We start from the raw sequence: 4,470 nt of genomic DNA on the forward strand, positions 1-4,470 counted from the left end.
GCACAGTCCTTCAGCGTTTGCACATCGACCTCGCTGCCGTAGTTGTCTTGCCAGGCGCGGCTGAACAGTTCCTGGGGCGTGAGCTGGTCCAGTTCGACGAGGTTTGTACCGTCATCGACGCCTTCGCGGCTGCCATTGCCGGCGTATTCGGCGGCGATGCGTACCAGACGCACGGCTTTACCTTGCAGGGCGGTTTCTACCTGATGGCGCAGGTCGGGTTGTGGCTCGTCCAGGCGCACCCGGACTTCCAGCCACGGCTGGCGCTGGATGTCGGCGAGCAAATCAATGTTGGGCAGGTCAGCCAGTTGCAGGAGGATTTCTGCTAGCGGCGCCGGGCCGACGCGTTGCAGGTTGACGGCCCGTGGAATCAGCTTGGGTTCGACGCTGACCAGGGTTTCGCCGTCGAGAGTGATGTCGAGAATCTGATGCTGATAACCGATCTCGGAAAACGACAGCGGAATCGGCGAGCCGCAGTAGCGGATGCGCTCTTCGCCGTTGACCTTCTGCGGCTTGTGCAAATGGCCGAGGGCAACGTAACTGATGCTCGGTCCGAACAGGCTGGCGGGCAGGGCCTCGGCGTTGCCGATGATCAGGCTGCGCTCGGAGTCTTCCGACACCGAACCGCCGGCCATGTGCGCGTGGCTGATCGCAATCAACGCCTGGCCGGGTTTGCGCTTGGCGTTGGCCGCTTCGATCAGCCATTCGTGAACCTGGCCAATCCCGCGCAAATAGTTGTCGCCCAACTGTGCGCCGGTGACTTCGGCGGGGCGCAGGAACGGCAGCGCCAGACACCAGCCGGCAATCTCGCCGCTGGCATCGGGCAACGGCAGCAACAGGCGCTCGGCATCCAGTTGACCGTCATCCAGCCACAGCACCCGACCGAGCGCATGGGTGCGCAGACGCCGCATCAACGGCGCGGGCAGTTCAATGCGCGAGCCGGAGTCGTGGTTGCCGGCGATCATCACGATGGTCAGCAACGGCTGCTGCTCGTGGGCGCTGACGATGAAATCGTAGAGGCGTTCCTGGGCTTTGACCGTTGGGTTGACGGTGTCAAAGATGTCGCCGGCGATCAACAGCACATCGGGCTGGTCCAGCTTCAGCTGGCGCAACAGCCAATCGAGAAAACAGGCGTGCTCGAAATCACGTTCCTGGCCGTGCAGATTCTGCCCAAGGTGCCAGTCGGAGGTGTGGAACAGACGCAAGGCGTACTCCGTTGGAAATGAGGTGATGGCCGCGGGGGGAATGAGGGCGGCTAAAGGGGGGAGAGTTTACTGGTAAATACATCGAAAGTGGCCACGCACTCTATGTAACACCTGGCGAAGCCTGCTGACGCGGTTTGCCTGATACACCGCATACACCGCATACACCGATTTTGCGACTGCTTCGCAGCGGAACGCAGCCTCGCTCTGCTCGGCAGCTGCTACAGATCGCGTTATGGCTTTCATATTTTGTGGTCATTGGTGCCACGCGGGCTGACGGGCAACGCTGTAGATTCCAGGTCTCTGTTCGATGGATAAGGAGGCAATGGAGTGCCAGTCAATTCAAAAGCAGGTCACTTGCGCATTGGTCGTTTTTCTGAACCTGGGCGGATCTATTTATTAACGGTTGTCGTCCACCAGCGGCAGCCGTTTTTTGCTGATTGGCATTTGGGGAGGTTGATTGTTCAGGAATTTCGAATGGTACAAGAAGATGGCTGGGCCGATTTTTTGACGTGGGTGGTGATGCCGGATCATCTGCATTGTCTGGTGCAGTTGCGTGGTAAAACCTTGGCCGAGCTAATGTGCCGATTAAAGTCCCGAAGCAGTCTTGCCGTCAATCAGGCATTAGGGCGGCGGGGGCGTCTGTGGCAGAAGGGATATCACGATCGTGCGGTTCGGCGGGAGGAGGATGTGAAGGGGCTTGCTCGATATGTCGTGGCCAACCCGATCCGAGCAGGACTGGTGACGCGTGTTCATGATTATCCGCTTTGGGATGCGTGTTGGTTGTAAGTGTTTGACGACTGCCTCGCTGTCGGACGCAGCCTTCGGCAGCAGCTACCGATTCGCGAACACCGCAATTTTTGTAGCAGCTGGCGAAGCCTGCGTCCGGCTGCGTAGCAGTCGTAATTCCTGCTGACGCGATTTGCCTGATACACCGCACACACTGATTTTGCGACTGCTTCGCAGCGGAACGCAGCCTCGCGCTGCTCGGCAGCTGCTACAGGGGATGATTATTTTTGGGGCGCGGCGGCAACTTTGTAGCAGCTGGCGAAGCCTGCGTCCGACTGCGTAGCAGTCGTAATTCCTGCTGACGCGGTTTGCCTGATACACCGCACACACTGATTTTGCGACTGCTTCGCAGCGGAACGCAGCCTCGCGCTGCTCGGCAGCTGCTACAGGGGATGATTATTTTGGGGGCGCGACGGCAACTTTGTAGCAGCTGGCGAAGCCTGCGTCCGGCTGCGTAGCAGTCGTAATTCCTGCTGACGCGATTTGCCTGATACACCGCACACACTGATTTTGCGACTGCTTTGCAGCGGAACGCAGCCTCGCGCTGCTCGGCAGCTGCTACAGGGCGGTGGTTATTTGGGGTATAGCGGAGGGAGTCCGCTATCACCCACCGGGCCCTGAATCCGTTCCGCAATCGGGATCGCCTTGATCACGCGCCACAGTTCTTCGCCTTGCCAGTGCTGGCCGGTTTCGCTGTAGAGCGCGCCGTTCAGACCGTCCAGGGCATCGGACAGTGGCACAAAACGGGCGGCCATGTCGGCCAGGGTTTCCGGCTGTTGCCGGGCCCAGGCGTCGAGCGCCTGGCGGGTCGCGTGTGAGTCGTTCGCCAGGCAGGCGCGCTTGAGGTCGTCGAGGACGGTGCGCGGGCTCGGGCCGGTCTGCGTGGCACGCGATTTCGCCGGTTGCCAGCGGGCACGCCACCAGAGGCCGAAGCCGAGCAGGGTGGTGCAGGCAAGGATCAGCGTGCTGAGTTTCCAGCGCCGCAGGGTTTCGCTGTCGGTAGCGGAGTTGATTTGAGGGCTCGCGGCCGGTGTATCGACCACCATGGTCGGGTTGTTGGCGACTTGCAGGGTACGCGCCGGCAGGCTGCTGTGTTCCAGATGGTCTTCGAACGTGTTCCACCAGACCACTTCTACCGCAGGCAACTCGATTGCACCGCTGCGGGTGGGAACGAGGGCTTCGCGATCCTCGCGACTGCCGATCAGCCCACGTTCACTGTTCTCGTTGCTCAGTACCGGTTGATCTGGATAGCGCCGCAAGCCATTGACGTCGGTGGCCGGCAGCGGCGGCAGTTGCGAACTGGACAGGCCTTCAACCTTGAGGATCAAGCTTCGGGTCAGCGAGTCGCCCACCTGGGCGTGGTCCGGCTCCGGATTCCAGCTTTCGCTCAGCGTCACGCTGCGGGCCGGTAGCCAGGGCAGGTCGGCAGGGTAGGTGAGGGGTTTGGCTTTGACCGTCAGCGAAATGGGCGTGGAGCTGACGCGCAGCAGTTTTCCGGATTTCGGCGCCTGGGCCGCAGCGTCTTGTGCGGGCTGGGTATCGACCAGAGTGGCACTGAAGATCTGCGCCGGAATGGTCAGTACGCCACTGTGTTGCGGATAGATCGCGTAGCGCATTTCGATCACGCCATGGCGCAGGCCATTGATGACTTTTTCGTAGGTGCGCGACTCGCCCAGTGGTTCGACACGCGCATCAGGCACCTGCAACGGGGTCAGGCTGCTGTCGTCGTACAGCGACACGGAATGGTAGATGCGCAAGGTCAGGACCACCTGGGCTTGCACGTACACACTGCTCTGATCGAGGCTGGCGTCGATAAACACCGGGGCCAGTCTGGTCGCGGTGTCCTGGCTTTCGCTCTCGACCACTTGCACGGTGATCGGCTGGCTCTGCACCTCGCCCAGTTGCAATGGCGGGATGGTTACGCTGCCGTTTGCCTTGGGCAGCAAGGTAATGATCCAGCGCGTGGTCGCGCGGTTGTCGCCACTGAGGGTGTTCAACTGGTTGACCTGGCGGGTACCGCGCACTTCGAACAACGGCTCCAATGGGCTCAGGTCCGGCTTGCCGAACTGGGTCACGTCGCTGGATTCCAGGGTCAGTTCAACCGTCTCGCCGGAGTTCAGGCGACTGCGATCAACACTGGCCACCAGCCCCGCGGCGTGGGCCTGAGCGGTGCCRAGCAGCAGGGCAAGCATGAAGAGGGTGAAGCGGGTCATCGAGTTTTTCCCTGATCCTGATGTTGTTGCTGTTCGTACCAGAATTTGCGCCTGAGCAGTTCACCCGGATCATCCGGGATCTTGCGCAGCCATTGCTCCAGCGCTTGACGCTGTTCACCTTCGATCATGCTGCTGGCCGGGCGCTGCGGTGGCTTGGTGCTTTGCTCGTTTGCCAACTCGCTGCCCGGGACTTCATTGGTTCCCGGTTCTGGCGGCGTTGTGGCCTGTTGTTCGGTGTCTGGTGTGGCCTGTTGAGCATCGATTTGCGG

At 61.0% G+C, this 4,470-nt stretch carries 3 protein-coding genes and 1 pseudogene; 1 reads left to right on the forward strand and 3 read right to left on the reverse strand.

Annotated features, from left to right (window positions below; translation table 11 throughout):
* The coding region (locus AC1DSG_RS28095) for an exonuclease SbcCD subunit D C-terminal domain-containing protein (RefSeq protein ID WP_477793786.1) at nt 1-1,202 on the reverse strand (1,202 nt) is incomplete at its 3' end.
* Between the two features lie 327 nt (nt 1,203-1,529).
* Between AC1DSG_RS28095 and AC1DSG_RS28100 the strand changes: the two genes are divergently transcribed.
* Nucleotides 1,530-1,988, forward strand: a complete 459-nt coding sequence (locus AC1DSG_RS28100; protein WP_477793787.1) for an REP-associated tyrosine transposase — start codon at nt 1,530-1,532, stop codon at nt 1,986-1,988.
* Nucleotides 1,989-2,560: 572 nt separating this feature from the next.
* Here AC1DSG_RS28100 and AC1DSG_RS28105 read toward each other — a convergent pair.
* Together AC1DSG_RS28105 and AC1DSG_RS28110 are read right to left on the reverse strand one after the other, a co-directional pair.
* A complete protein-coding gene (locus AC1DSG_RS28105) occupies nt 2,561-4,201 on the reverse strand; it encodes a BatD family protein (protein ID WP_477793788.1) in 1,641 nt (546 codons plus the stop codon).
* Nucleotides 4,198-4,470 (reverse strand): annotated as a pseudogene (locus AC1DSG_RS28110) (hypothetical protein); the annotation flags it as partial. The pseudogene AC1DSG_RS28110 and the gene AC1DSG_RS28105, both read right to left, overlap by 4 nt.

This window comes from Pseudomonas sp. P5_A12 (assembly GCF_056400685.1).